This window comes from Thalassotalea eurytherma, assembly GCF_030161415.1.
In the GTDB taxonomy this organism is placed as follows: domain Bacteria; phylum Pseudomonadota; class Gammaproteobacteria; order Enterobacterales; family Alteromonadaceae; genus Thalassotalea_G; species Thalassotalea_G eurytherma.
On sequence record NZ_BSSU01000002.1, the window covers coordinates 164410 to 189401 of the forward strand.

Below are 24992 nucleotides of genomic sequence, written 5' to 3' on the forward strand. Positions count from 1 at the left end.
TTCTCGTTAAGCGAGCGCTAGAAGTCGCGCGGCTTTCTTTGAAAAATTGATAAATGTTTCTTCTTTCTCAAATTCAACCTGGAATTTGCTATGAAAAAGTATGGTAATGGTTACATCTTTATACGCAAGCCAGCAGGTATAGCCATCAAAATCGTGCCATGCTCTGATCCCTTCAAATTCATAAACAGACTCTTGTTTTTGACCTTGAGAAGTCACCAAATTAAAGAGCGTTAGAAACTGACGGGTTTCAGTTTTAATATTAGTCATCTTGCCCCTCCACCTTATTGCGCATGTTGTACTCATTGACAGCTCAATACCACCTTTGCTACCAATAACAGGTTATACGTGCCTAGACATATTAACGATCAAGCTCTTAAAAATTGTAGCGCGATGTGAACTAAATCAATAAGCCTTGCGTAAGATAAAGAAAAACAAAGATATTGGATATCTCTATGGCTTCATTGAAAACTATTTTTTGCTCGTTAATCATCGTTAGTCTATTATCGGCTTGCAGCACAACCTATCCCAACCAGTCATTAACAGGTGAAAGTTTCCCTTCAGTTAGCGGGCAATCATTAGAGCAGGAAGCGATCAATATTCCAGGTGATTTTGACAACGAATACACTTTGTTGTTGATTGGCTACAAACAAGATTCACAATTTGATATTGACCGCTGGCTGATAGCACTCGATTTTACGAGTACGAACTTACCGGTTTACGAATTACCTACCATCCAAGGGATGTTCCCGAGAATGTTCAGTACGTTGATTGATAATGGCATGAGAAAAGGCATACCAAAACCTTTGTGGAAAGGTGTAATCACCATTTACGAAGATGGCGACACCGTTCAAAAATTCACGGGTAACGAAAATCCAAATAATGCTCGGGTTATACTCATTAACCGAGCAGGCAAGATCTTGTACTTCTATGACCAAGGTTTTGGCGTTGAAGCACTCAAAAACATTAGAGATATCATCCAATAAATCACTGCTCAGACGCCAGTTTAACGCGCCATAGATTACTTGAACTGTCGTCAATAATACTGCAGGCAGCCATCGCTTGGTCATGAGATACATGACATGTAGAAGGCATGTCATCACTAAATTCATACACAACGTCTTTATTTTTGCTCGTAAGTTCAAAGGCGCTTAGTGTTGTGTTTTCCTTCAGATAGATCTTACTTCCTTTGAGTTGCCAATGCCGCCAGTTTTTTACTGGAAAGTCAGCCAACAACAATACCTCATCAGATGCGGAGAATGACAACTTAAATAACCCAGAACGATTAAACTTTGTATAATAGATCTCGTTTTCATTACCTTGAACACTATATCCACCCTTAAAAGTTACCTGTGTTTTATCGTCACCTTCAACGGTCATTCGCCAAATATTCCATTGTCCATCCACTTCAGCGCTATAGTATGCGTGCTTATTGATAAAAGCTACATGATGTACTTTTAAATGACGTTCAGTTAACGCTTGCCATGTGCGATCAATGATTGAATAGACATACACTCCTCCATTAATACTCGCGATAAGTAGCGAGTCGTCAATTGACCAATCCATTGCGCTAATGAAGTCTATATCGTCTTGAAAACTGACTCGATAACTTGGCTTACCCTCTGGTTTAATATGGAGCTCTACTTTGCCAGGTTTGCTTATTTGAAAAGCCAATATATTCGATAGATTGCCAAGCGCCGGCATATGATTCAATTGAACATTTTGAGTAAATGTATATTTACTGGTGTCTTTAAAGTGAGCGTTTTTTACACCCTTGTTTAGCAAAGGGACCCCATAAATATTCGCTTGCAGGTGGCTGCGTTCAGTCAACATTTCAAGAGGCTGTTCCCCATAACTTAAACGACCAAATTGGTCACTTTTCTCGATAACGCTTACCTGATTATCAGCAATACTAAAGACGTATAAACCGTCGTCTTTAGAATAAATCAGGCTATGTTCATCATGCCATAAAAGACCAAATATGCCTTGGTCAAAATCGGTGTTTAAAATCACGCTATTAGACGTCAAATCTATAACTTTAAGCCTATCTTTACCTGTATCATGATATTCAATTACAGCTAAGAAATTACTGCTAGTATTCAATGCAAAAATATAATCACCAAGCCCATTACCACCTTGTTTTGGCCGTGTTAATTGTTGCTGTCGCATTGTATTTAAATGGAACGAAAAAATACTATAAGGTTGGGCAATGTGCTCTCTATTACGATATATCAAACGGTTTTGTTTTGAATCCAATGCCAATTGTGAAACGATACTTTGCCCGCAATCAATTAACGATGAAATGTTGTAATCAACTTTGCTAATTTGAACAATCTCACATTGTCGCTCTTCAAGGTTATTTAAACGAGCTGCGAATATTGTGTCATCTGATGAAGCAATAACATCAGTGTAATAAAAACTATCGTCCGTTATCTGTTGATAACGACCTATTGAATCCATTTGATAGATTTGAGCACTGTCTTTCGGCTCTTCTTTAAATAAATAATAAACACTGTCATGACGTTTATCGTAAGAAGCATTAAACGAACTTCCTAAAAATGAGGTAAGTGGGCTGCGATGAACAATTTTTGTTGGGGTGATACTGAGTTTATTGCTGTTGTTTTGTAAAACCACAATGGCACAAATAGCCACAACAACTACTAACAAACATATCAACATGAAGCGCTGCCAATGACTAGCGCTTCGCGCTATTGAGCCATGAGTTATCACATTAGGTTTACTGGTGAAGCGATACCCAACCTTGCTCACTGTTTGAATATACTTGGGCGAACTTTGAGACTCTTCGATTAATTTTCTTAGTTCACCTACAGCTCGATTCACGGCAGCGTCAGATACGACCCTACCTTGCCATACACTTTCAATTAAACTAGCGCGCGTTATTGCTTCATGAGGGTGCATGCAAAAATACACGAGTAATTGGAAAACTCGAGGTTCGCACTCAACTAACTCTCCACTTTTCAACAATGTTTTTCGATCGTTGTCAACAATCACATCATCAAAAACAAATTGCATAAAACAAGTCCTTTATTTCGTCATTATCGTTTCCTTATCAAATCATTGTCACTTCTTTATTGATAAAAAACAACATGTTGCCAACACTACTGACAAATCCACGTAAATTATAATCACTTACTATGTTACAACGTATTTACATCCTATTGTGTGCCATTTTTGTTACAGCCTGTAATTCTGACTCTGCTACGTCAACACACGTTGCAAAAAACACAGAAATAAACGAGCAAACCATCAACGGCAATTTACCAATTCCTGATAACCGCTTTCAAACTCATTACAATATTTTGATTTTTGGCAATAGTCACGCCAATAGCATAGGTCCGCTCATTGAAAAAATGATAAAAGCAGAAAATAGCAACATACAAGTTGATAGTTTAACCGTTGGCGGTAGTTTCCTTGACAGCCAAGATGTTATGGGGCAACGCGCTAAATTGCTTCAAGAACAATCATGGAGTCACATCGTGCTTCAAGGACAAAAGTATTCTCAATCAGGGGCTGTTGAATACCCTACACGTGCAGCTAAAATGTGGATTAGTCAAGCGAAAGCCAACGCAATAATGCCGATCCTATTTCCTGAACACCCGCAACGTGGAAATCTAGAAGAGGCCTCGCGAGTACACAACATTCATAAGGGTATAGTGTTTGAACAAAAAGCATGTGTAGCGCCAATTGGCTTAGCTTGGGATAGGGTTATTTCACTTCAGCCTGATTTGTACCTCTATTTATCAGATGGAAATCATGCCTCTACCGTAGGAAAAGCACTAACAGCCTTCGTGCTTTATGAAGTAATCACTGGCAACCCTGCAGATTTATTGCCCTTTATTGAAGATATTGACGTTGATATGTCGACACAACAGCTATTTAGGCAAATAGCGAGTGAAACGATACAATCACATTTACCTTGTGATTTTTAACAAGCAATGTGGTTTAAGCTTCTAATTCAAGCCCATTTTCGATTAATAAGTGATAGCTAACTCATCTTAATTTTCGTAACTGCGTTAGACTAGTTTAACAGTGGATGATTCTCTGGTAATTGTTTAGAAATCCATTTAACCAGTTTAACTTTCATACTTGCTAAGTCTTCACTGTCTTCAGCCAATGGCTGGATCATATTATCGTTCACTAACAAGCGATATAAGCTTTCAACCTTTTCCTTTGATGAGTTAGTAGAAGAAAACCCGGTATAGCCTCGGTTTAGCGCGTATTTTTCACCAACACTAATGGCAACTCGCAACAACTCATTTTGATTTTTAATTTTTTTCATTGGCTTTAATCCGTTAACAACTTTTAATGTTAGTCATATAAACATATAAGATGCGTTTTACCAACAAAACATTTACAGTGTTATGTATTATTGATTGAGTAATGCGTTGCTCACTCACGAAACGGATTTTAAAAATTAGCGCAAATGCCACGTTCAAAAATATTAGTTTTACAGCTATTAGCTGTAATCGTCACTGTATCAAGTATTTACCTCTTAGCGCCTTGGCGTGCAGGCATCTTATACCTTTCGCCGCTACCTTCAACGGTGCAAGAGCAGCTTGATAGTGCTGTTGCTAAAAATATCGATGGCATCATTGTTTTCTATCATAAACTTGGTGAAGCTCCTAAAACACTTGTTAGCGGTTGGCATGATCGCAGCCAACAAATCAAAGCCAAACCTGACGCATTATTTAAAATTGCCAGTATAGGTAAACTATACGATGCATCTGCAATTGCTAAACTTGTCGCTAACGGTTCCTTATCTTTAGACGGTACGCTCGCACAATACCTACCTTCCTTAGCGTTGAGAATTGAAAATGCGGATGAAATTACCATACGCATGCTGGTAGAGCATCGCAGTGGTATTCCAAACTATACCGACCAACCAGGTTTTAATTGGGGTGAAACATCAGTCGGTGCAGATGATAACTTGAACTTGGTGCTCGACTTACCCGCAGACTTCAAACCCAATGCTGATTATGGTTACTCCAACACCAACTATTTACTGTTATCTATAATAATGAAAAAAGTACTTGGGTATGACCATTCAACGTTTATCAAAGAAGCAATATTAGATCCTCTTAACCTTAAAAACACACACTTCTCTGTCAATGATATTGATTTAAACGATCTAATGAGTGGATATCACATTGACTATGATTATGATTTTAAAGGACTTGATCAAGGCTTTGTTGCTACAGCAGAAGATGTTGGTGTATTTTTAAGAGCATTAAACGATGGCTCTTTATTCACTGAAAAAGAGCAAGAAATTTACCAGTCTATCTATGAATATGAGCATACCGGTTGGGTGTTGGGCTATTACAGTATCGCACGTTACCACAAAGATATTGATACCGTGGTTATTCAGTTTGTTAATACCGTAGGTGGCAATACACTTACATTTAACGACGTAATGTATCATCGCATTGTGAAAATATTAAGCCAACCAACCGAAAAGAATTAATCTATTACCTGGCTATTGATTTAGCGCACCTTTAAGTTGCTGTACTTGATTATCGAATACTTGGTTAAGTACTTCCATGACCGTGGTTGCTAGCTCAAAATATTCAACCCTGGTGATTTCAATTTTTTCACGATTAATAATTTCAGTGCTAATGGTCGTGGTTAGCTGATCTATTTTATCGTTACTCTCATTAATTAATTGTTTAGGTACGCCAACAACCTGTTTGAGCTCATCTAATACCGTATCCGACAATTCGTTAATATGCTTAACCAAAAACTTTAACCGAATCAGCTCAACACTATTGCATCGACCAGCCGTAACGGCACCAGTGCCAACGGCTCTAGATTGTCCAACACACTCTATCACATTAACTAGCTCTCCCCAGACCAAACTTACATGTTTGAAGTTAGGCAGTTCGTTCATATTTAATGCATGATGCTGTGCAACATCTTCAAGTAAATAGATCACGTTAGCAATCATATGAGTGTGTTGTTTAAAGTTGTTCTCTGCTTGCTTTGCACGTTGGTCAGTTGCTAAACGTTGCCAATGTTCTGTAAATGCTAGCCAGCGCTCTTGTTGAGGTATTAATTGATTTAATTGTGAGGACTGCTGCTGTATTTTGTTTTTCAAGGCCATTAGTTGTTGATCAACAGACGAATCGTTTTGACATTTAGCAGCACTAAGACCACGATGACTTTGTAACAATGAGATGAGCAATTTAATTTTCTCTACCTGCTCCACACCTGATAATTGCAAAGCACGTAGCTTTTTCTTCTTTGAATAATAGAGCCCACCAAAAGCAATGATAAGTAAAAAAGTAACGAGGGAAATAAGTACCACATTCATAAACAAAGTTCCTTTAATGAACAACTTCCTGAGTAAGGTTTTTTAGGTGATTTGCTAATTTGTCTGCTTGAGAAGCAATTTCAGCATTACTTCGTGCTCCTTCAACAACGAGCTCAATATGCTCTGATATTTCCTGTGTTGCCATTTTCTGTTGCTCTGCGTTTGTTGCAACAATAGCGACTTGGTTTTGCACACTTGCCGTTTCACATTCAATCGTTTCAAAATGCTCATCGACTTGATTGGACTGTGACAAACAATTATCGGCACTGTTTACAACCGTAGTCATACTGTCGACGATATGTCCGCTTTGTTGTCGAATATCGCCAATTTCTTTAATGATTTTTTGAGAAATATCATTACTATGCTGAGCTAAATAACGTACTTCGTTAGCGACAACAGCAAAACCTTTACCGAAGTCACCTGCCCTAGCTGCTTCAATTGATGCGTTTAGAGCAAGCAAATTTGTTTGCTCAGAAATGCCTTTAATAGCCTCAGACATTTTCAGTGCACTTTCACTAGTTTGGTCTAATAATCGCATTTGTTCTTGCGTATTATGAGCTTTTGCTTCCATGATTCGAATTTGTTCATGTAGCTTTTCTAGGCCTATTCGGCCTTGCTTTGAGTAGTCACTTGCTGAACTTGCGGCATGCTGCACGTTATTGATTTCGTGTGTGACTTCTTCAATCGACTGGCTCATTTGGGTAATTGCTGATGCTGTGGAGTGCGTCGCATCAGACTGGTGTTTGGCATTGGTTGCCACTTTGGTTGCGGTATCGATGACTTCAAGTGAGACAAATTCAACTTCATTCATTCGATCTGAATAAGCCAATTTGGTTCGACTCATTTCTTTGTAGGTGCGTAATAATTGCTGGTAAGAGGCCTGCAACACCGTAGGTTTATACGCTAAATTACGGTAGTCAAAATTATCGCCGTCAATGCCGTTTAGCAAACTAAACAGTAAGTTTATATCATTGATAATTATATAAAATAGTGCCGATAGATAATACGAAGTAATTAATGACAAAATGATAAAAACACTGGTGTTAGCCACATATCCGCTTGCGATTAATCCAGCAATAAGCACATAAAACATAAAGATATATTTTTTAATGCCTAAACTTTTTAGGATAAAACTCCCTGGGTACCAAAAAGACGCAACCATTCATGTCCTCATTAATACAAATTTGCTCCAATCCATTACGTTTGCAAACAACATACCAGAGAAAAACAGCTAACTTACTTTCGGCTAAATAATTTTAACTATATGAAGTTAAAACTAAATTCATAAGTTTCTGTGAACTGGTTATCGATTAAAAAGTGAACCTTAATTTACAGTGCACAATTACGGTGTGACCGATGCCCTAAATTAGTGAATTCAATTATAATCTTCGATAATTAACATGCTCACTCATTGTACTAAACGAAAAATAAATCAATTATTTTTCTATCACCGTGACACAATCTAACTTCCTTACATACTAACTATATATCCAAACAAATAATAACGAGCGCCTAGTGCAATGCTTAAAGAATTTGAACAAGTCATAAAAAGTAACCAAGGGCGATTAAGGTATATCGCTTCACGTTATTGCAGTAATGGTGACGTTGACGACTTATACCAAGATATATTGTTGCAGCTCTGGCGAAGCTTCAATTCCTTTGAAGGGCAGGCATCAAGAGCAACCTGGGTATATAAAGTGGCATTAAATACTGCCTGTACATACGTAAAGAAAGCAGTGAAACATAATGCGCTGAAACAACAAATAGCGAATATACGCCCACCTATCTGTGAGCCTGCCCAAAATAATTGTCAGGCGGAGCTACTTAATACTTTTATGAATGAACTTAACGACATAGATGCTAGCCTCCTGATGATGTATTTGGACGGTTTGTCTTCAGAGGCCAGTGCAGAAGTGGTTGGCATTAGCGCTAATGCAGTACGCGCTCGCATTAAACGTATCAAAGCAACATTTGAAAATCAGTATGTAGGGGCAGAGTAATGAAACTTGATGACTTGAAACAAGACTGGCAAGAAATCGTTGATGTACCTGCTGACAACGAAAACTTAGAAAAGGTAATTGCTATGTTAGAACACGAAACAAAGAAAGTAGATAAAGAGATAAAGCGTAGAGACATTCTTGAGATTACTATTGCACTATTGTTAATTCCATTTTGGGTGTTTGGACTGTTTTATTCCGCAGGCATAATTCAGTCAATAGGCTTGATACTTGCGATACTAAACAGTATCTACATTCCCTATCGGTTAGTCAGCGCAAAAAAAATTAATGTTTCTAAAGAAAGTAGCATCAGATCTTATTTAGAAAATGAAAAACAAAAAATATCGCAACAAAAATCCTTGCTAGAAGGTGTAGTGAGTTGGTATATCGCGCCAATTACCGTCAGTATTATTTTGATAACGTTAGGCGCAAGCGTTGACGCTTCTGGTATACCTCAACTTTCTGAATCACTTATGATTTACTATGGCTTTTTAACAATACTAATTGTTGCTGTTTATTTTCTAAATAAACGAGCAGTGACGAAAAAATTTAACCCATTGTTATCGAGTATTGATAAGAAACTTCAAGAGCTCAAGGAAGCAGATTAAAACCACGGCTTGTAAATTGATATGTACCAAGAAAGGTTAATGCTCTTTCTTGGTCACTTCTCCTCTTAGCTAATTATGGTCTTGACAGTGAGCGATTGTCTTCATACATAACGAACGTAATCATTACCTGTTATTTTGGGGGCACCAGCATGATAACTAGAGCGGCTCATTCAAAAAAATTGACCTTAATTTATTTAACCCTTTTCCTTTATTAGCAACTTTCCACGCCATATAAAGACCCTGGTGTTTAGACTTATCTGATAGCGACAACTGCGTTAACTGCCCTGCCTTTATGTACTGCTCAGCAAGGTAATAAGGTAAATAGCCAAAACCAATGCCGGCGAATATCGCTTCAAGCTTACGTGAGACATTGCTAACGTAAAATCGCTGACTGCCTTTGACAAGATTCACCGACCAGGGAATTTCGTTTTTGGCAGAATCATGAACAACAACACTTCGATGCTTTGACAGCTCACTCGTTTGAATCGGTATATCAACGGCAGATAATGGATGAGACTGATTAACCACCAATACATTATTGAGTTCAGCTATTTTTACCGCTCTGATGCCCTTTTGAGCAGGTACTGGGGCTGGCGCGCCAATCACTAAATCAACTCTATCTTCCATCAACGCTTCCCACGTCCCTTTCATTACCTCTTCTTGTACATCAATTTCAATCGTCTGATGCTCGTTGAGAAAGCGTTGAATCTTTTCAAATACTGGCTTAGTGTCAATAATCGAATCACAAACTATACGTATTTTGGGCTCCCAGCCATTGGCAATCGTTTGTGTTTGTTCAGAAAGTATATTGATGGCGTTTAACATTTTACGCCCTTCAATCAATAGATGCTTTCCCGCAGGTGTTAGTACCGCACGCCTGCCTTGACGAATAAAAATAGTGACGCCTAATTGCTCTTCTAACTTTTGCACGATGTAGGAGAGTGCTGATGGTACTTTGTTTAAATGCTCAGCTGCAGCCGCGTAACTGCCGCGATGTTCAATTGCATCTAAAACCATCAATGCTTCAATACTAAGCGGTGGTGTATTCATGCCGTTCTCCTACCTTTTATATTGCCCATAAAGATTATTCAATTTTTTTGAACAAACCAAACAAATACTATGGGTTATTTAATCACGATTCAACTTATAGAATAGTCTCACAGTTAGTTAATTACGTTTCAACCCAATAAAAGGTATTAAAAATGAGTATCACAAACACTTTAAAAAGAATCACAAATTCTGAACAATCTTTATCAACTATGCCGCTGCGTCTTATAGCGGGTATTATTTTCACAGCCCATGGCGCACAAAAGCTATTCGCATGGTTTGGCGGCTATGGCTTGCAAGGCACTGGGCAATGGATGGATTCAATCGGCCTATCTCCGGGTTATTTAATGGCACTAATGGCAGGCAGTGCTGAGTTCTTTGGTGGTTTATTACTTATTGCTGGTTTACTTACAAGGCCAACAAGCTTTGTTTTAGCCATAACCATGGTTGTTGCAATATTTAGCGTACATTTCGAAAACGGTTTATTTATGTCAGCTAATGGCTATGAGTTTGCCCTGATTTTATTGGCAGCGTCTGTATCGTTAGTCATTAGTGGCGCAGGAAAGTTATCCCTCGATAACCTTTTAGCTAGACGCTTTAGCTAAAAACAAATAAACACAGTAAATCTTTATTCATTAAAAAGAGAGCAATGATCATGGCTGACGTTAAAACAAGTTGGAATAGCAGTATCAAAGACGGCGAATATCAACGAAAAGAGTCACAATTTAGAAATTGGATTACCCCTGATGGTAGCGCAGGCAAGAGCGGTGTTGGCGGATTCAAAGCAGAAGCAGGTCGTTATCACCTATATGTTTCATTTGCCTGCCCTTGGGCACACCGCACCTTAGTATTTCGTCAATTAAAAGGGTTAGAGGATTTGATCACTGTTAGTGTGGTACACCCTGATATGCACGATAAAGGCTGGTCATTTACCCATGATAAAGAGTCAGCGCAGCTTTATGGCACAACAGGTGATGCGTTATGTGGTGATAACTTTATAGCAGAAAAATATCTCGCTCAAGACCCTAACTACCAAGGTGTAAATAGCGTACCGATTTTATTTGATAAGAAAAATAACGTCATCGTTAGCAATGAATCATCAGAAATCATTCGCATGTTTAATAGTGCTTTTAACGAGTTAACGGGTAATACACTCGACTTGTATCCTGAAACATTGAGAGAAAAAATAGATGAAGTAAACGAATTAGTTTATCACGCGATCAATAACGGCGTGTATAAAACAGGGTTTGCAACGACACAAGAAGCCTATAACAAAAACGTAAACGCGTTATTCAATGCACTGGATAACATTGAGTTATTGCTATCAAACCAGCGCTACTTAACAGGTAGCAACATAACTGAAGCCGATTGGCGTTTATGGGTAACCTTGATACGTTTTGATTGGGTTTACCATACCCACTTTAAGTGTAATTTAAAGTTGATTGAGCAATACCCGAATATTTACCACTTTATGTTAGAGCTCTATCAAATGCCTAATATTGCAAAAACAGTAAATGAAGCGCATATCAAGCGACATTACTACGCGAGCCATTTAACCATTAATCCATACGGCATTGTTCCTATCACGCATAAGCAAGATTGGACTGTGCCGCATGGTAGAGACAAGCAATTTAGTTAACTGCACGCTTATAGTTACAGGAGTAATATTATGTTAAAACAATATCCATATAATCGTTTAGGTAGTGCGAACCATGGTTGGCTAAAATCTAAACATCATTTTAGCTTTGCTCACTACTATAACCCTGCGCGCATGGGCTTCGGTAAATTGCGTGTTATTAATGACGACTGGGTTGAGCCAGCAACAGGCTTTCCGTCTCATCCTCACCGTAACATGGAAATTATTAGCTTTATTCGTTCTGGCGCGATTACTCATCAAGACAGTACAGGTAATAAAGGGGTCACTAAAGCTGGCGAGGTTCAGGTGATGAGCGCGGGCACAGGTATTACTCATTCTGAATACAACAGAACGAAAGAGCCACTAACCTTTTACCAAATTTGGCTTGAAACAAATAAGCAAAACGTTGCGCCTCGCTGGGAAAGTAAACAGTTTCCAACAACGCAAACTAAATCATTAATGTTACTCGCTTCTGGCTATGACGAAGATAGAGGCGATGCACTTTTTATCAATCAACACGCCCGAATTTACGGTGGTAAGCTAGCCAAAGGTGCCACGATTGAACATGGTATTGACCATCAAGCCTATATTCTAGCTTCAGACGGTATGTTCAACATTGAAGATAATATCACAAAAGAAACAGCTTCAATCACGATGAATAAAGGAGATGGTGCCGAGATTACTCAAACAAGCTCAATTACAATTTCTGCGAAAACTGAATGTGAAATAATCATTATAGATACAATCAAATAGGAATGATAAATGCAACAAGATTGATTGCTAGTCTTTCTTTGCTAGATTGCTGACCACCATACGAAAAGAAATTATCGTTCATACGCTCAATTTCACTTTGTGGAATTGAGCCGTCTAAAGTGATCGTGCTCCATTCTGCTTTATACATGTAATCATTAGCGCTACGTTATAAAATCAAGGATGAATTCAATTCTGTAATAACCGCGTGATTAAAATCATGTAGATTACAGTGTGAACATCCCACTGATACGTAATGTACAACTAAGTGCTTTATAAAGAATAGCTTTGAATAGGCCTAGCTTCGCACTAGTTCTCTGGTAGTCTAAGACACTTGTGCTATGCTTATGCTGTTGCACTTGCACTGAAAAAAATGAATATAGCTACGTGTATAAATATCAATATGGGCATAATAATTTGAGTATATTAAATTGGCTCATCGCTGTTTTTATTTTATTGTTCACTAGTTATTCAAGTGCCAGCCTACCAATCAATTCTTTCAATGAAACCTCACTCTCCTACGCGAGTGTCAAGTTTGAGTATTTCGAAGATATAAATAGGGAATATAGCTTTGAAAGCATCGTTAAACTATCTGACGAATACTGGATAAAACCTGACAAGCCAAATACATCGTTCGGATTGAGTGATTCACAGCTATGGTTGAGGCTAAACATTCATAACTTGAAAGCCAAGACTGAAACTTTCGTCTTTGAGATCGCCTACCCACTTTTAGATGACGTAACATTTTATTCTGTAAAACAGGACGGGACGGTTCGCATATTAGATATTGGTGACAGCAAGCCCTTCTACCCTCGCGATATTGATCACCCTAACATGTTAATGCGCTTTCAATTGCAAGCAGATGAAAGTGTAGAACTCTTTGCGAAATTAAAAACTAAAGGCTCTATGATCTTGCCTGTTAGAGTATGGCAAGAGCATGAATTCTTCGAATTCGCTGCCAAGGAAGAAAAATTCCACTTTTTCTACTATGGCTCTTTATCCATCATTATCTTAATTAACTTAGCTATATTTTTTACTCTGCATGAAAAGCTATATTTGTATTATTCGTTGGCAACAACCGGTTATTTACTATTCTTTATTACAGCTAGAAGTTATGGTCAGCAATTATTGTTTGCTGACTCTCCCGCGCTTAATAGCCAACTTTTTCTCTCTTCAATGCCTATTCTTGCGCTATTTTCTTTGCTGTTTGCACGTGAGTTCTTACAAACAAAGCAACATAGTCGAGTGATGGACACGGCCATTCGTGGCATGATTTATTTCGAATATTTTAATATGGTTGCAGCCGTAGTTTTAGATTACAACACAGCGGTGCGAATATCGGCTATTTCCGCAATCGTACTATTTATTATCTTATTTTTTGCCGGCCCTATTACGTGGCTTGCTAAAAGGCGAGCAGGCATATTTTTTACCATTGCTTGGGTACCGCTCACTATAGGGTTCGTCGTAACTTCAGGACGCTCATTAGGTATTTTCCAGAACAATTTTTTTACCGAATATGCGATGCAAATAGGATCGGGACTAGAAGCATTCATCCTCACATTAGCTTTGGCTGACCGCTTGTATAGAGAAAGAGAAGAAAAAACGCTAGCTCAGATTAGTAACATACAAAAAGAGCAACAGCGACTTGAAATACAGAACCAATTGTCAGAAGCCATCATGCGTGATCCTACGACTAATTTAGCAAATCGCAACCGCTTTGAATGGTTTGTAAACAATATACTTAACGAACAAAAGAATGAGCGTTTTGTTATTTGTGTAGCCAGAGTTACACGTTTCAATGAAATCACTCGAACACTTGGGCTTTCAAGTGTCGAACGCATTTTAAAAGCGATTGCCGATTATATGAATAATGCTATCCGTCGTATGCCTGGGGTCATTACTACACAAATATCTCAAGGCTCCCATGATGCTACATTCCAACTAACCGGTGATACTTTCGGCGTATTAATAAAGCAAAGTACCTTTGAAGAAAATATAGAGCAGTACTATACCTTCGTTAAAAAACTATCATTGCCAATTGAAATAGATTCACTTTCTATTGACCTTGAACCTTTAGTGGGTTGTGCTATCTACCCTGAACATGGGCTTGATGCTGCCCAGCTCATTCGCAATGCGTTAGTCGCGATGGAGAGTTCACATCATGCGACCGATCAAATTGGCTATTATGATAACGCTTTAGATATTTACAATGAAAGTCGTTTGACACTCATGTCTGATTTGAGAGAGGCACTCAAAAATGATGAACCTGAATTGCATTATCAACCAAAACTCAATTTAGAAGACGATACTATTGTTGGCTTAGAGGCCTTGATTCGCTGGCATCATCCTAAGCAAGGGTTTGTTTCGCCGGCATACTTTGTGCCTTTGGCTGAGCAAACAGGGGTTATCAAAGAGTTAACATTTTGGGCAATTGGCCGTGCCGCTAGGGATCTCCAGTCGCTTCGTAGCATAGGCTATAACGGTAACATGTCTATAAATATTTCAGCGAAAGACTTGTTGAGTGAGCAACTAAAAGAACAAATTGAGGTGATATTAGACAAATACCAAGTAGTGCCCTCTAAAATCTTTCTTGAATTGACAGAAACAGCTGCAATGGATGACCCTGAAGCAGGATTAATCGCTTTGAATCAACTGACATCACTTGGCTTAAACATTTCAATTGATGATTTTGGCGCAGGTTATTCTTCGCTGTCTTACCTAAAGCAACTTCCAGCTGCAGGGATCAAACTAGATCGATCTTTGATTATGGATATAACTCACAATGAAAGTTCTCGAATTATTGTCAAAGCATCTGTTGATATGGCTCATGGCCTTGGATATAAGGTAGTTGCTGAAGGTGTTGAAAATATGGAAACTTATCAACTCATGAAAACGCTTGGCTGTGATGAACTACAAGGTTTTTGGTTGTGTAAGCCTATGCCGTTGCCAGATATTAGCGATTGGTTATCTTCTAGATAAACCAACAGGAATGGTTCAACATTGATAGAACAAGCACCACAAGACTTTACTTTTACTTATCAAGTAAAGGTTTTATTGAATCCAGTCACAACCCTTTACCAATGAGCTTTGTTTGACAGCCAGGACCGGCGCACTATTGTTATAAGTGGACCAGAATCGACTGCTGATCTTTCTTGGTCATTTTACTGACCACTAACATAAACGAGTTATCTATCATGCGCTCAATTTCACCTTGAGGAATTGAGCCGTCTAAAATGATCGTATTCCATTGCGCTTTATTCATATGGTAGCCCGGAATTACCGAAGGAAATATGTCCCTTAACATCAGCGCTTCTTCAGGATTACATTTTAAATTCATGCAATAAAACCCAGCCATTTTACCCTGGGTTCCTTTTTCGTTTCCTTTACCAAACGATAAGGTCGCAAACATTTTTCCTTTTACTTTATATACTTCAACGTCGGCGCCAAACGGGTAATCGCAAATGGTTTCCGGCTTTGCAAGCAAGTATTCTTGGCTAGCTTTATAATCCATCAATCAACCTATTTAAAAAGTGCAATCTCTTCTTCAGTTAAGTATCGCCATTGACCAAAATCAAGATCTTCATCTAACGTAATAGTACCTATTTGCTCACGATGTAGTTCAATGACTTTATTGCCTACTGCAGCTAACATGCGTTTTACTTGATGGTATTTACCCTCAGTAATCGTTAGTAACATCTGTCGACTATCTAAAACCTTAATTTGTGCTGGCTTAGTTGCCTCATTTTCACTTCGAAGTTCTACGCCCTGCTCTAACTGTTCAACCATTTCAGTCGTTATATCAGCCTGAGTAATAACACGATAAGTTTTCTGGCAAGCTTTATTGGGTGAAGTAATATTATGTGACCACTTACCATCGTCGGTGATTAAAACAAGGCCAGTTGTATCAACATCAAGTCTTCCAGCGATGTGTAAATCAAAAACACGCTCAACTTCAATTAAGTTCAACACCGATGGATGCAGCTCATCTTTTGTAGAGCAAATCATATCTTCAGGCTTGTTGAGCATGATATAGCGATGACCAATAATAGATATTTCTCGCCCTTCAATCTTTACTTCATCGTTATCAAGTAATTTAGTAGCGCCACTGCTGACTATCTCATCATTAACAGTCACTAATTTTGATTTTAATAGCCTCTTGGCTTCATTGCGTGTGAGCTCTGAGCTCTTACAAATAAACTTATCTAATCGCATTGGGGAACCTTTTGATATTTCTTTGCTAATTATCTCACAAGCGCAATTAATACGGTAAAGATATCTTTCGATTTTTCTCTTAATAAAGAGTTAAACGATAGTTACTATTATTGACACCATGTAAAAAATAACAAACTGAAAGTAAAAAATATTGGCTCTATTTGCGTTAGTTGTTGAAAGTATAACTAACAAGAATTAGTTAATTAAATTGGTTGAGATTACTAAATTAATCGAGCAATTTATTGGGTGGGTAAAAATCAACTAGAGGCGTTCAATCTTGGATAAGCATTTATCATCTGTGATATCGCAAAGTATCCCTAATGTCTCTATATCTGTTTCAATAATATCGGTTTGTAAAAGATTAGAAACAAAATCTTTTAATAAAGGCTTATGGATTAACCCCATCATTTCGAGGTGATTTAAGTCGTTGTATGTGTTTAATACTAATTGACTTAACTGTATATCACTCCAATCAGAAGCTGGCGTTACCCTATCATCAGTAGAAGCATATACATATGTCGGTACAGTGGTCGATTTAATCCTACGCATTATGTCTATGTCTTGAACATCTACATTTGATTTTTCATACACTAATTGAACCGCATCTTCCACATCTACTTGTGATATGAACTTGGAATAAAACTTTTCTTTGTGCAAAATATCCCATATGGCGATGGTCGAGTGTTCAAAGTTAGTCATCGGAGCAACTAAATGAAGGTGAGGGTTGTCAACTTTCTCTGAAACAGCTTGAGCTGCAACAGCCCCCATAGAAAAACCTATTAGGTGAACTTGGTTAGGCTTCTTTTTCTCAATGTATGAGACTATAGGCGAAACATAATCTAAGCCAAATTGAAACGAATCAGATTTATCCGCACTTTGAATTACAATGACTTCTGCACCACTTATGTATTGTAACCACTGTTGATGGATATAAATGATTTCGCTGGGCTGGCTATATCCAGAAAATATAAAAATTAGATTGTTGTCAGAATTTGAATTCACTACATCAGCATTTCTTAACTTGAACAGCCACTTCTTATGGTTTTTATTTACTTTGAAGTTAAACGACAATTCCATCTTATCAACTTCTAAGTCTTTAATCTTTTGCGCTTTAATACAATGAAAATCGTTATCACATAAATCAACTAAAACAATACGTTCAGCAATATTTCCTGAAATATCAAGTGTATTTGAAGATGTTATTTTATTAGCAATAAAACTCGAACAGCCCCCAATAAAAAGAGTAAAGAAAATAGTTATGTATAGCTTCATTTAGCAACCTTTCATTCCATTGAATTTATAGCTTCACCAATTAGCCTAAAACGATGTATGAGTTCAGGCAAACCAATAAAATCAGACAGTTATCTTAATGGCATGATTAGGAATGTCAAACATCATACTGGTAATGAGTATGCCAGATTTTCATTTATCAAATACTCCACTTTGATCTCTTTGTACTTATCTTGCTTGCTATCCATCATTCTCATCCAACCTAAGTAGTTTGGGAGATATTCTGTTCCAACGCCATTAAACCTTCGCATCCAGCCCCGTAAACGGCTCATATAGCCATTTACGTTCTGGATATGGAATTGACCACCGATCACTCGCTCACCTTTACTGACAATCGTGCGATAATGCTGGATATTTTCTTCCTTGGCGAAAGAACGATAGGCGTGTGCGCCATCGCTACAGAGAATACTGTCGTGATTTACTATTGGTCTCATTGCATTGTGAATTTCATCGCTTGAATGATCATCAAGTACAAAATCTGTTAAACCACCGCTTCTATCTACTACGATCAATACAGGGATTTTATCATCAACTGTACGTCTATCGCCCATGCCACCTCGTTTTCTAGGCTTACGATCATATATCGTCTGGTTGCCTTTAAAGCTCTCCATGAAAAACATTTCATCAGCTTCGATGATTCCAGCTACTTCTGATGGTTTGCGCTGTGCTGGAGCTTTGAGGAATCTATGTCGCCATCGAAACGCTGTAGTCTCTGCAACTTCCAAAAGTTCAGCAACTCTTCTGATTGGCAAGCCATCTAACATGTACTCTAGGTTCTTTGCCCAGAGTTCACGCTTTCTCAATCGGGCTAGAGGTGTTTTCGTTAGAGCATTAAAAGTTTTTTCGCATGAAGAGCTTTTACATTTGAAGCGTTGTAAGCCAGCAGCCATGCCCCATTTGCCAATTTCCTCATTACCACAGTGGGGGCAGATAACATCATCGCCTTTACATTCATTGATCAAGTTATCAGTATCGCCACGTTTGAGGTCTTCAACAACGTGATGGTGTAGCAATCGTTTTTGGTTATGTGTTAGCTTAGATAACGATTCAATTATTAGTGTGAATTGATTTTTCTTCAATGTCCCGACCTCTCTAGCTTTGGGACAATTAATTATAGTACAAATTCAGAGATCAACAACTAACGCAAATAGAGCCAAAATATTTGACACGCAACCAAAGTCTAACTATTGTTACACCATGTCAAATATCTTTAACATCAATTTTAGGGTTACGTTATGTCATTTATTCACAAAAGTGTATGGGTTCAATTTTTAATAACCTTATTCATCGGCTATCAATATATCGATAGCTTTATCTATTTGTATGAGTCTCACCAACTGACAAATGATGGCTATACAGAGTTGCTGCTCTTTACGGCTTTTCAATTAGTTATTTTGAATATTGCAGTGCACACTATTGTTGCGATATTAAGCAATAAAGATGAGCTAGAGCAACAAAGTGATGAACGTGATGAGTTGATCAGTTTAAAAGGCGGTAACATGGCCTACAACACATTAAGTACCTGGGTAGTTATTGTACTTGTTAGCCTTTGGGCAACGTCATTAGAAAATGCCCGTTATTATTTCGATACGCTAAGTGGCGAATACAACGTACTGAATATTTTACTTGTTGGATTTTTAGTAGCTGAATTACTGCGCTTTGCAACACAACTTTATCATTACCAAAAAGGCGTTTAAGCATGGCAAAAGTATTAGTTAATAATATTCGTGTATTGCGCTTTAACCATAATGAGATGACCCAACAAGCCTTAGCGCAAGCGGTTAGTGTTTCGAGGCAAACGATAGTTGCTATAGAGAAAGGAAAATATTCTCCTTCGTTAGAAGTGGCGTTTAAAATCGCCGACGTATTCAATGTGCCGATCGAAAGTGTGTTTAGCTATCAAGAAGAAGCCGATGAGTAATCATCGGCTTTTTTATATCAATTAGGTGCTTGTTGTTTTAACAGTGCTTTTATTTCTTGTAGTTCTTTTTCTAGCTTATCTATTTGAGCGCGGCTAGCAGGCTCACCGCCTTCAGCACTTTCGCCATGAGCTTGGGCACGAAAGTTTTCATGCTCTTGGCTCATCACTTCTAAGATTGTACCTACCATCATATTCAGGAAGATAAACGCAGTTAAAAAGATAAACGTTAAATAATAAATCCAACTAATTGGATACACCGCCATTGTTTCATACATAACGTCTGTCCAGTCTTCAAAAGTAGCAACTCTAAATAACGTTAACATTGAGATAGAAACGTCGCCCCATAAAACGTCGTTAATTTCATTAAAAACAATTGAACCAATCGCCGCATATATATAGAAGATGACAAACATCAATAGCGCAATATACCCCATACGAGGAATCGCTTTTATTAATGCGTTAATCAAAAGTCGTAACTCTGGCACCATAGACACCAAACGCAGTACTCTAAATACTCGTAATAAACGGGCAATCAATACGCCAGAGCCACCTGCTGGTATTAAACTACCGATAACGATAATGGTATCGAATATATTCCAGCCACTTTTAAAAAACTGCTTTTTCTTAGGGGTAGCCATAAAGCGTATAACAATCTCAAAAACGAAGAAGAAGGTTACCGCTACATCTAAAATACCTAATATCTGAATGGCTAACGGGGGTAAGTTGTGTGTCTTCGCGCCAACTAACAATGCCGATAATATGATGACACCAATAACAACACCCTGAAAGATTTTTGAATTATCAACTTTCTTTAAACGACGTTGAAACTTAAAAACCAAAGACGACATCTATGCTACTCCATCAGCCACATAAGGATTAGAGCGACGCTCATTGCCAAACGTGCTCATTGGTCCATGTCCTGGGATGAATTGAATATCATCACCTAGTGGAAATAGATTTTCGCGAATCGACTTTATTAGTGTTGGATGATCGCCTCGTGGAAAATCAGTTCGCCCAATAGAACCTTTAAACAGAACATCGCCTACTTGGGCCAGTTTTGTTTCTTTATCAACAAAAACAACGTGGCCCGGCGTATGGCCAGGACAAAAGTATACGTCTAACTCAACATTACCAAAATGCACTTTATCACCTTGGTCTAACCAACGGTTTGTCGTGAAAGCTTCAGCATGAGAAAAACCAAAACGTTCTTTTTGCATTGGAATCAAATCAATCCAAAACTGATCTTCTTTATGAGGACCTTCTACCTTGACATCAAAAAAATTAGCAATGCTTTTCGTTGCGCCAGCGTGATCAATGTGCGCATGCGTTAACAGTACTTTGGTAATGTTAACGTTGTTTTGCTTAACCGCAGCTTTGATTAATTCAGCGTCTCCACCGGGGTCAACAATAGCCCCTTCTAACGTTTCATCGCACCAAAAGAGCGTGCAATTTTGTTGAAATGGCGTAACGGGGACAATTTGATAGCGCAACATAGCGTGAAACCTTTTAATTATACGTGCCGATTTGGGCTTTATTTGCCCAGTATTATATGGCTATTGGGGTAATAAGATAAATAGCCAACGAAGAAAACACTAAATTTTACTCGATGAATGTAAAAGTCTATGTCAGCCGACACATTTTTCACGCAGGTAGCCAAGTAACTTTTCAATTACTTAGCGATGAAATGCAGGTTTATACGGTAGGATTATTTACATTCACGGGGAGTTTAGAAACACTTTATTGAATCAAGCATGCCATGATTAATTTGCCAATAAGGCATAAATATGAAACGGAGAGATATCATGGCTAAGTTAATTAAATCAGTAGCAGCATTATCAGTAACCGTAGGCGCTTTAGTTTTTTCTGCAACTAGTGTTGCAAAAATGGAGCCTCAACTAGAAAGAGCATTAGTTAAAACCTGCGAGGCTGCTGCCAGTAATAAGCCTATTCAGTTAAAAGTCGCATTAGATGATTATAACCTTAAACAACGTGATGTAGCGTTAGGCGTTATGTGTAACAACGTCGACATCATTGATTTTGCCGAACAGCACGGTGCTTATAAAACTGCTGGTCGCCTACAAAACAGTATTGGTTCAGTGCAAATTACCGATGTTGCTGCTGTAAGTAGGGTAAACGTAAACTTCTAAGAATTTTCGCTCGCTGTGAAATGACTTCCCTTATAGAGTTTTGTTGTTATAAGGGATTCGCTCAGCTAATTAAGCCCCATTTCAACCTCGAAAACCAACACTTCGCCAATTAGTACTTCACTAATGCCATACAACTCGTTAAGCTTTCTGATTAAAAACAATAATTCAAATATTTATGGCATCAAGAGATTCATTTCATTCCCGTATAGGTTTCGTATTAGCTGCCGCAGGCAGTGCAATCGGTTTAGGTAATATTTGGGGGTTCCCCACTAACGCAGCTAACAATGGTGGTGGTGCGTTTTTATTCGTATACCTTGTCGTTACCTTTTTACTGGCGTTACCTGCACTGTATGCAGAAATTTACATTGGTAACCAAGCACAGAAAAACCCTGTTTCTGCGCTAGGTGAAGCTTGTGGCGAGAAAATGCCAAGGTTTGGTCGTTTTGCTGGCAAAATAGGCTTAGTTGGCGCCATCATGATGCTAAGTTTCTATACGATTGTTGCGGGCTGGATGCTTTCTCACGCACTATCTGGCTTTTCAGCCATGGCAGGCTTTAGTGAACTCTCTAATTGGCTTGCTAGTGATTCAACACTAAGAAACATCATCTTCACCCCAATATTCATTTTACTTGGCGCTGCCATCATTCATCAAGGCGTGCATAAAGGCATTGAAAAATGGTCAAGCCGATTAATGCCGATCTTATTAGTGATGTTAGTTTGTTTAATTATTTATATTTTTCAGCAAGATGGTGCGATGGAAGGATTAAAGCAATATATCATTCCAGATTTTAGTCGTATCACAGAGCCCAGATTAGTTATCTCGGCAATGGGACAGGCGTTTTTCTCTTTGAGTATTGGTGTTGGCGGTATGATGATTTACGGCTCATACATGGAAAAAGATAAAGACATTGGTAAACTTGTTTTATCCATTGGCGCTTTAGATACCTTAATCGCATTTTTAGCGGGTTTATTGATTATTCCTGCGCTGTATGTTGCTCAACATGCCGGCCAAGAAGTTTTTTCAGACGGTAACTTAATTGGTGAAGGACAACTGATTTTTAATATTTTACCAACCTTGTTTAGCTCAATGGGGAGTATTGGTCTATTTGTTTCAGGTGTCTTTTTTGCCCTGTTATCAATTGCTGCGTTAACCTCGACCATCTCATCAACTGAAGTACCTGTATCATATTTAGTAGAAGAAAAGTCGATGAGCCGTCGCAAGGCAACATGGTTAGTTTCTGGTGCTGTATTAATAGCAAGTATGACGCTAGTAGCATTCTTTGACCTGTTATTTGGTATTGTTATTCAAGGCTTAACGACAATCCTACAGCCACTAAGCTGCTTGTTTTATTTCATCGTTGTTGGATGGATTTGGAAGCGAGGTAATAAGCTAAAAGATCATGCCGTGATCGCACAAAGACCTTGGTTAAAATATTGGGGCTATTATTTACAGTACGTTTGCCCTATTCTTTTACTTATTGTGTTTTATAACGTTGCGTTAGCGTAGCGATTAACCCAAAGCACAATATGCGTCTATACTAGCTAATACTAAAAATAAAAAGTGGAATATAACAATGAATAAAGTAGTACATATTATTTTAGCTATCTTGTTACCACCTATCGCTGTTTTCCTAAAAAGTGGCGCTGGTAAAGATTTGCTAATCAACATCGTTTTATGTTTTTTCTTTTGGGTGCCGGCGATATTGCACGCCATTTGGCTTATCACCAAAGATTAACAGTCGTTATTACGAAGAAAGCCCAAGTAAGTTTACTTGGGCTTTTTTATTTCAACGTTTGCTACCTGTAGTTGGTACCGTCAATCTGTTTATTTGGTGACGTTATTGCGCCCACTTTTTTTCGCTTTATAAAGCAGCTCATCAGAGGCTTTTAACACTTGCTCAAAAGTCTGTCCTTTCATACGTTGGGCAACACCAATAGAAATAGTGACACTCACCGTTTTCTCACGCACTTGTTGTTTGCCTTTAGGCGTTCTGTCTTTCTTGGTTTTTCTGACGCCTTGCCTGATGACCATTTGATAATCAGCAATTGATTGTCTCAGGTTGTCAAGCTCATCGAACACTTGCTGCGCACTTTTTCTCGGGAAAATAACCGTAAACTCTTCGCCACCATACCGAAAAACACGCCCGCCAGCTTTCACTTGTTTTAACTTCGCTGCAACTAATTTTAATACTTGATCGCCAATATCATGACCATAGGTATCGTTAAACTTTTTAAAGTGATCAACGTCCATCATAGCTACACTATAATTTCTGCCTAAAGATAAGGCTAACTGGTTTAATGCCCTTCTCGATGGTAAGCCCGTTAGCTCATCTCGATACGCTAAAAAGTATGAACTTGCGACAACACTAAGCAGGTAATAGCTCACCAACAAGGTTAATGATAATTGCCAACTCACGTCGATAAAGTGTGCACGGGTGACATACCACAACAGTAAACTAGCTAATGCAGCAGGGTAAAATAAATGGGTTGTCGTTGCGCATTTAAACATATAAATCAATATGACGACGCCAAAAATAACATCAATTGCCAGATAGGGTTTTAGCAACGGGTAAAAAGGAATAGCGGTTTCATAAGTAGCTAAGCTCTCCAAAATGAATAACCAGCCTAGGCTAGCCAAGTAAGCAAAAACAAATAGCGCTAAACGAGGAACTAAGTGGACAGAGAATAAGCTTCTATCTTTGAAAAATGCGAGGCCAGCAAAAAAGAACATCACACTAAGTTCTATCGTTTGTGATGATATAGCTGGTAGTGAAAAATCAGATAATTTACCTGATTCAAGTACCACGACACTGGCAAAAAGTAGAATCATCAAGGCAAAACGAGAATGATTAAACTGACAAGCAAATAAGAAACTTATTAGCATTAACAGTGCGAGTTGATTAAATGATACTTCGCCCAACAATTGAGCAATGGCAGGGACCTGATGTACAGCTATTATTGCAACAAGTATAAGGAAAACACTGGTGATACTTGTTTTCAATCCGATCAGTTTACTCAATGACTCCCCCAATTATGAAAAAAATAAGTAAATGTATGTT

At 38.3% G+C, this 24992-nt stretch carries 28 protein-coding genes; 14 read left to right on the plus strand and 14 right to left on the minus strand.

All coding sequences use genetic code 11. The features are described 5' to 3' along the window. Positions 1 to 6: 6 nt before the first annotated feature. The gene (locus QQK02_RS02165; protein ID WP_284206305.1) at positions 7 to 267 is read right to left on the minus strand and encodes a DUF3081 family protein; all 261 of its coding nucleotides are present in this window, start codon (positions 265 to 267) and stop codon (positions 7 to 9) included. 185 nt (positions 268 to 452) lie between these two features. Here QQK02_RS02165 and QQK02_RS02170 point away from each other — a divergent pair, with 185 nt between their 5' ends. After that, positions 453 to 983, plus strand: coding sequence for a hypothetical protein (locus tag QQK02_RS02170; protein WP_284206306.1), 531 nt, complete (start codon positions 453 to 455; stop codon positions 981 to 983). A gap of 1 nt (position 984) precedes the next feature. Here QQK02_RS02170 and QQK02_RS02175 read toward each other — a convergent pair whose 3' ends face one another. Continuing rightward, complete coding sequence (locus QQK02_RS02175; RefSeq protein WP_284206307.1) at positions 985 to 3030, minus strand: winged helix-turn-helix domain-containing protein; 2046 nt, start codon at positions 3028 to 3030, stop codon at positions 985 to 987. Between the two features lie 122 nt (positions 3031 to 3152). Between QQK02_RS02175 and QQK02_RS02180 the strand changes: the two genes are divergently transcribed. Then, positions 3153 to 3947: a hypothetical protein gene (locus QQK02_RS02180; RefSeq protein WP_284206308.1), complete on the plus strand. Its 795-nt coding sequence runs from the start codon at positions 3153 to 3155 to the stop codon at positions 3945 to 3947. Positions 3948 to 4036: 89 nt separating this feature from the next. Here QQK02_RS02180 and QQK02_RS02185 read toward each other — a convergent pair whose 3' ends face one another. Further along, on the minus strand, positions 4037 to 4297 hold the full coding sequence (locus QQK02_RS02185) for a DUF5062 family protein (protein ID WP_284206309.1): 261 nt from the start codon (positions 4295 to 4297) through the stop codon (positions 4037 to 4039). Between the two features lie 144 nt (positions 4298 to 4441). On the opposite strand from QQK02_RS02185, the gene QQK02_RS02190 reads away from it, so the two are divergent. Then, positions 4442 to 5479, plus strand: coding sequence for a serine hydrolase domain-containing protein (locus QQK02_RS02190; protein WP_284206310.1), 1038 nt, complete (start codon positions 4442 to 4444; stop codon positions 5477 to 5479). Between the two features lie 12 nt (positions 5480 to 5491). Here QQK02_RS02190 and QQK02_RS02195 read toward each other — a convergent pair whose 3' ends face one another. Further along, entirely contained in the window at positions 5492 to 6325 is an 834-nt protein-coding gene (locus QQK02_RS02195) for a nitrate- and nitrite sensing domain-containing protein (RefSeq protein WP_284206311.1), read from the minus strand. Positions 6326 to 6338: 13 nt separating this feature from the next. Beyond that, complete coding sequence (locus QQK02_RS02200; protein ID WP_284206312.1) at positions 6339 to 7487, minus strand: methyl-accepting chemotaxis protein; 1149 nt, start codon at positions 7485 to 7487, stop codon at positions 6339 to 6341. Between the two features lie 358 nt (positions 7488 to 7845). On the opposite strand from QQK02_RS02200, the gene QQK02_RS02205 reads away from it, so the two are divergent. Beyond that, on the plus strand, positions 7846 to 8325 hold the full coding sequence (locus QQK02_RS02205; protein ID WP_284206313.1) for a sigma-70 family RNA polymerase sigma factor: 480 nt from the start codon (positions 7846 to 7848) through the stop codon (positions 8323 to 8325). Next, complete coding sequence (locus QQK02_RS02210) at positions 8325 to 8930, plus strand: hypothetical protein (protein ID WP_284206314.1); 606 nt, start codon at positions 8325 to 8327, stop codon at positions 8928 to 8930. Before QQK02_RS02205 ends, QQK02_RS02210 begins: the two co-directional genes overlap by 1 nt. Before the next feature lie 156 nt (positions 8931 to 9086). On the opposite strand, the gene QQK02_RS02215 is transcribed toward QQK02_RS02210, so the two are convergent. After that, entirely contained in the window at positions 9087 to 9980 is an 894-nt protein-coding gene (locus tag QQK02_RS02215) for a LysR substrate-binding domain-containing protein (RefSeq protein WP_284206315.1), read from the minus strand. A gap of 152 nt (positions 9981 to 10132) precedes the next feature. On the opposite strand from QQK02_RS02215, the gene QQK02_RS02220 reads away from it, so the two are divergent. From QQK02_RS02220 to QQK02_RS02230, 3 genes are read left to right on the plus strand one after another with little or no spacing between them, the layout of a single operon-like run. After that, positions 10133 to 10582 carry a DoxX family protein gene (locus QQK02_RS02220; protein WP_284206316.1) on the plus strand — a complete coding sequence of 150 codons (450 nt, stop codon included), beginning with the start codon at positions 10133 to 10135 and terminating at the stop codon, positions 10580 to 10582. 50 nt (positions 10583 to 10632) lie between these two features. Beyond that, positions 10633 to 11616, plus strand: a complete 984-nt coding sequence (locus tag QQK02_RS02225) for a glutathione S-transferase family protein (RefSeq protein WP_284206317.1) — start codon at positions 10633 to 10635, stop codon at positions 11614 to 11616. Between the two features lie 30 nt (positions 11617 to 11646). After that, positions 11647 to 12366 (plus strand): pirin family protein, encoded by a 720-nt coding sequence (locus QQK02_RS02230; protein WP_284206318.1) that lies wholly within the window; start codon positions 11647 to 11649, stop codon positions 12364 to 12366. Here the strand turns inward: QQK02_RS02230 and QQK02_RS02235 are convergent. After that, positions 12359 to 12514 carry an MmcQ/YjbR family DNA-binding protein gene (locus QQK02_RS02235; protein WP_284206319.1) on the minus strand — a complete coding sequence of 52 codons (156 nt, stop codon included), beginning with the start codon at positions 12512 to 12514 and terminating at the stop codon, positions 12359 to 12361. The two genes, QQK02_RS02230 and QQK02_RS02235, sit on opposite strands and share 8 nt — an antisense overlap. Before the next feature lie 266 nt (positions 12515 to 12780). Here QQK02_RS02235 and QQK02_RS02240 point away from each other — a divergent pair, with 266 nt between their 5' ends. Beyond that, on the plus strand, positions 12781 to 15342 hold the full coding sequence (locus QQK02_RS02240; RefSeq protein ID WP_284206320.1) for an EAL domain-containing protein: 2562 nt from the start codon (positions 12781 to 12783) through the stop codon (positions 15340 to 15342). 139 nt (positions 15343 to 15481) lie between these two features. Here QQK02_RS02240 and QQK02_RS02245 read toward each other — a convergent pair whose 3' ends face one another. From QQK02_RS02245 to QQK02_RS02260, 4 genes are all read right to left on the minus strand, one after another. Further along, positions 15482 to 15874: an MmcQ/YjbR family DNA-binding protein gene (locus tag QQK02_RS02245; protein ID WP_284206321.1), complete on the minus strand. Its 393-nt coding sequence runs from the start codon at positions 15872 to 15874 to the stop codon at positions 15482 to 15484. A gap of 8 nt (positions 15875 to 15882) precedes the next feature. Next, positions 15883 to 16575, minus strand: coding sequence for a 16S rRNA pseudouridine(516) synthase RsuA (rsuA, locus tag QQK02_RS02250; protein WP_284206322.1), 693 nt, complete (start codon positions 16573 to 16575; stop codon positions 15883 to 15885). A gap of 261 nt (positions 16576 to 16836) precedes the next feature. Then, entirely contained in the window at positions 16837 to 17847 is a 1011-nt protein-coding gene (locus QQK02_RS02255) for a hypothetical protein (protein WP_284206323.1), read from the minus strand. Between the two features lie 122 nt (positions 17848 to 17969). Then, complete coding sequence (locus QQK02_RS02260; protein ID WP_284206324.1) at positions 17970 to 18944, minus strand: IS1595 family transposase; 975 nt, start codon at positions 18942 to 18944, stop codon at positions 17970 to 17972. 156 nt (positions 18945 to 19100) lie between these two features. On the opposite strand from QQK02_RS02260, the gene QQK02_RS02265 reads away from it, so the two are divergent. Together QQK02_RS02265 and QQK02_RS02270 are read left to right on the plus strand one after the other, a co-directional pair. After that, positions 19101 to 19562 carry a hypothetical protein gene (locus QQK02_RS02265; protein WP_284206325.1) on the plus strand — a complete coding sequence of 154 codons (462 nt, stop codon included), beginning with the start codon at positions 19101 to 19103 and terminating at the stop codon, positions 19560 to 19562. Positions 19563 to 19564: 2 nt separating this feature from the next. After that, positions 19565 to 19786, plus strand: a complete 222-nt coding sequence (locus tag QQK02_RS02270) for a helix-turn-helix transcriptional regulator (protein WP_284206326.1) — start codon at positions 19565 to 19567, stop codon at positions 19784 to 19786. 17 nt (positions 19787 to 19803) lie between these two features. Here the strand turns inward: QQK02_RS02270 and QQK02_RS02275 are convergent, their stop codons facing one another. Continuing rightward, positions 19804 to 20634, minus strand: coding sequence for an ion transporter (locus tag QQK02_RS02275; protein WP_284206327.1), 831 nt, complete (start codon positions 20632 to 20634; stop codon positions 19804 to 19806). Then, on the minus strand, positions 20635 to 21279 hold the full coding sequence (locus QQK02_RS02280) for an MBL fold metallo-hydrolase (protein WP_322790583.1): 645 nt from the start codon (positions 21277 to 21279) through the stop codon (positions 20635 to 20637). Between the two features lie 309 nt (positions 21280 to 21588). Between QQK02_RS02280 and QQK02_RS02285 the strand changes: the two genes are divergently transcribed. The 3 genes from QQK02_RS02285 (at position 21589) to QQK02_RS02295 (ending at position 23669) form a co-directional block, all read left to right on the plus strand. After that, positions 21589 to 21933, plus strand: a complete 345-nt coding sequence (locus tag QQK02_RS02285; RefSeq protein WP_284206328.1) for a DUF3718 domain-containing protein — start codon at positions 21589 to 21591, stop codon at positions 21931 to 21933. 175 nt (positions 21934 to 22108) lie between these two features. Continuing rightward, positions 22109 to 23440: a sodium-dependent transporter gene (locus QQK02_RS02290; RefSeq protein ID WP_284206329.1), complete on the plus strand. Its 1332-nt coding sequence runs from the start codon at positions 22109 to 22111 to the stop codon at positions 23438 to 23440. Between the two features lie 67 nt (positions 23441 to 23507). Next, entirely contained in the window at positions 23508 to 23669 is a 162-nt protein-coding gene (locus QQK02_RS02295; protein WP_407704998.1) for a YqaE/Pmp3 family membrane protein, read from the plus strand. 89 nt (positions 23670 to 23758) lie between these two features. Here the strand turns inward: QQK02_RS02295 and QQK02_RS02300 are convergent, their stop codons facing one another. Beyond that, entirely contained in the window at positions 23759 to 24952 is a 1194-nt protein-coding gene (locus QQK02_RS02300) for a GGDEF domain-containing protein (RefSeq protein ID WP_284206330.1), read from the minus strand. Between the last annotated feature and the right edge of the window lie 40 nt (positions 24953 to 24992).

Excerpts from the sequence above, each read along its gene's own strand:
- QQK02_RS02200 (WP_284206312.1), bottom strand. The coding sequence starts at position 7,487 with ATGGTTGCGTCTTTTTGGTACCCAGGGAGTTTTATCCTAAAAAGTTTA.
- QQK02_RS02235 (WP_284206319.1), bottom strand. The coding sequence starts at position 12,514 with ATGTATAAAGCAGAATGGAGCACGATCACTTTAGACGGCTCAATTCCA.
- QQK02_RS02285 (WP_284206328.1), top strand. The coding sequence starts at position 21,589 with ATGGCTAAGTTAATTAAATCAGTAGCAGCATTATCAGTAACCGTAGGC.
- QQK02_RS02230 (WP_284206318.1), top strand. The coding sequence starts at position 11,647 with ATGTTAAAACAATATCCATATAATCGTTTAGGTAGTGCGAACCATGGT.
- QQK02_RS02270 (WP_284206326.1), top strand. The coding sequence starts at position 19,565 with ATGGCAAAAGTATTAGTTAATAATATTCGTGTATTGCGCTTTAACCAT.
- QQK02_RS02225 (WP_284206317.1), top strand. The coding sequence starts at position 10,633 with ATGGCTGACGTTAAAACAAGTTGGAATAGCAGTATCAAAGACGGCGAA.
- QQK02_RS02170 (WP_284206306.1), top strand. The coding sequence starts at position 453 with ATGGCTTCATTGAAAACTATTTTTTGCTCGTTAATCATCGTTAGTCTA.
- QQK02_RS02165 (WP_284206305.1), bottom strand. The coding sequence starts at position 267 with ATGACTAATATTAAAACTGAAACCCGTCAGTTTCTAACGCTCTTTAAT.
- QQK02_RS02280 (WP_322790583.1), bottom strand. The coding sequence starts at position 21,279 with ATGTTGCGCTATCAAATTGTCCCCGTTACGCCATTTCAACAAAATTGC.
- QQK02_RS02180 (WP_284206308.1), top strand. The coding sequence starts at position 3,153 with ATGTTACAACGTATTTACATCCTATTGTGTGCCATTTTTGTTACAGCC.
- QQK02_RS02220 (WP_284206316.1), top strand. The coding sequence starts at position 10,133 with ATGAGTATCACAAACACTTTAAAAAGAATCACAAATTCTGAACAATCT.
- QQK02_RS02255 (WP_284206323.1), bottom strand. The coding sequence starts at position 17,847 with ATGAAGCTATACATAACTATTTTCTTTACTCTTTTTATTGGGGGCTGT.
- QQK02_RS02185 (WP_284206309.1), bottom strand. The coding sequence starts at position 4,297 with ATGAAAAAAATTAAAAATCAAAATGAGTTGTTGCGAGTTGCCATTAGT.
- QQK02_RS02175 (WP_284206307.1), bottom strand. The coding sequence starts at position 3,030 with ATGCAATTTGTTTTTGATGATGTGATTGTTGACAACGATCGAAAAACA.
- QQK02_RS02215 (WP_284206315.1), bottom strand. The coding sequence starts at position 9,980 with ATGAATACACCACCGCTTAGTATTGAAGCATTGATGGTTTTAGATGCA.
- rsuA (WP_284206322.1), bottom strand. The coding sequence starts at position 16,575 with ATGCGATTAGATAAGTTTATTTGTAAGAGCTCAGAGCTCACACGCAAT.
- QQK02_RS02295 (WP_407704998.1), top strand. The coding sequence starts at position 23,508 with ATGAATAAAGTAGTACATATTATTTTAGCTATCTTGTTACCACCTATC.
- QQK02_RS02290 (WP_284206329.1), top strand. The coding sequence starts at position 22,109 with ATGGCATCAAGAGATTCATTTCATTCCCGTATAGGTTTCGTATTAGCT.
- QQK02_RS02275 (WP_284206327.1), bottom strand. The coding sequence starts at position 20,634 with ATGTCGTCTTTGGTTTTTAAGTTTCAACGTCGTTTAAAGAAAGTTGAT.
- QQK02_RS02205 (WP_284206313.1), top strand. The coding sequence starts at position 7,846 with ATGCTTAAAGAATTTGAACAAGTCATAAAAAGTAACCAAGGGCGATTA.
- QQK02_RS02265 (WP_284206325.1), top strand. The coding sequence starts at position 19,101 with ATGTCATTTATTCACAAAAGTGTATGGGTTCAATTTTTAATAACCTTA.
- QQK02_RS02210 (WP_284206314.1), top strand. The coding sequence starts at position 8,325 with ATGAAACTTGATGACTTGAAACAAGACTGGCAAGAAATCGTTGATGTA.
- QQK02_RS02245 (WP_284206321.1), bottom strand. The coding sequence starts at position 15,874 with ATGGATTATAAAGCTAGCCAAGAATACTTGCTTGCAAAGCCGGAAACC.
- QQK02_RS02195 (WP_284206311.1), bottom strand. The coding sequence starts at position 6,325 with ATGAATGTGGTACTTATTTCCCTCGTTACTTTTTTACTTATCATTGCT.
- QQK02_RS02190 (WP_284206310.1), top strand. The coding sequence starts at position 4,442 with ATGCCACGTTCAAAAATATTAGTTTTACAGCTATTAGCTGTAATCGTC.